The sequence below is a fragment of the Acinetobacter sp. YH12039 genome, assembly GCF_013420015.1.
Lineage (GTDB): Bacteria > Pseudomonadota > Gammaproteobacteria > Pseudomonadales > Moraxellaceae > Acinetobacter > Acinetobacter amyesii.
In genome coordinates, this window is sequence record NZ_VOZA01000129.1 from 1 (window position 1) to 1,321 (window position 1,321).

Genomic DNA, 1,321 nt, shown 5'->3' on the forward strand with positions numbered 1-1,321 from the left:
TACGAAATGCTTGATATTTCTCTTTAAATATCATTATATTAACGTAATCCGTTCTGGAGTATAGGGCACCAGAACGGCTTTTTATTGATTATTCATGTTCCACGATCACTAATTGAGCGATGTTCCACGGTTTTATTCAGTTTTAATAAACATCATCCGGTTTTTTGAGGAGTCATTATTTCAAGTGCTTGCACTGAAATTGGCTCTTCAAAAAACTGGAGTCTTGGCTAACCATATGGAAGGAAAAAGCGGCTTAGGAAGCCTCTCTTCTTCTGTTCTGGTTCAACATGCTCCGGGATAGGAATACGCTTATTGTCTTGCTGAGGAGTAGTCAATTCGTCATAGTTCGTTGCTAGTTCCGACCGAGGATCCGTTGCTATATCCTGTTTAAAGCTCTGATCGGTAAAGGTAGTCATATTGGCTTTTGGTGCTTCTAGTAAGCGCTGCATAGCTTCAATCTGTTCTTGATAAAACGATTCACGTTCTAAAGATTGATTTTCTCTCTGTATTGCCTGATTTAATTGTTTTTCCAGTATGTCAACTTGACGTTTTAGTAAGTCAACTTCTGTCAAGTTTTGACTGTTAATTGATTGACTTTGATTGACTGTATCCTCTTTTTTTTGTGGTTCCCCAAAAACTCTTAGGGCCTCTGAAAAGTCAATTAATCCATCAGATCCTTTAGATAAATTTCCTTTGTTTATATGTGCATATATGGCTTGTCTTGAATATCCATAAAGCTTAGCTAACTCTGAAACTGACAGTTTTTTCATTATGTAAACCAGTTTTCAACTTGTGTTAATACCTGACTGTTAACTTAACAATTTCAATTAACAATGTCATTGAAATCCTAATTTTCTGAGTAAAGGAAGTAATTCCTTAAATTTCTCTGCATCTTGCAGCATGGCAGCTATACGTACAGCAAACTGCTGATAGCTTTCTGTGCCTTGTGAATATTTACTCATCTCAGGAAGCTCTGAGAGCTTGTTGGCGAATAGATGGCGTTGTTTATCTGTTATTTTTGAAAAGAGGTCTAATGTATTCGGATCTCTTTTAGATTCGACTGAATGCGTGGCTGATTTTTTCTGTTTAAAGCTAAATGAAAAACCAGTAATAGATCTACCTGTTTTATGCTGTTCAACTTTGACAATAATATCGGTATGTTCATTTACTTGTTTTAATGCAATGTCTAAAACATATTTTTTAAAATCATACATTCGTTTGTATTCAGTCTCGAGTACACCTATTTTTTGTCTAAAATCATACATAGTTATGAGAGGCGTTTTTCCAGTACTACGCCATGCAATCAATATTTCATATAAAC

The 1,321-nt window shown here is 35.3% G+C and carries 1 protein-coding gene and 1 pseudogene; both read right to left on the reverse strand.

What is annotated here, in order from left to right:
• Positions 1 to 227: 227 nt before the first annotated feature.
• Positions 228 to 770 carry a plasmid replication DNA-binding protein gene (locus tag FTT98_RS17815; protein ID WP_004896925.1) on the reverse strand — a complete coding sequence of 181 codons (543 nt, stop codon included), beginning with the start codon at positions 768 to 770 and terminating at the stop codon, positions 228 to 230.
• A gap of 66 nt (positions 771 to 836) precedes the next feature.
• Positions 837 to 1,321 (reverse strand): annotated as a pseudogene (locus FTT98_RS17820) (RepB family plasmid replication initiator protein); the annotation flags it as partial.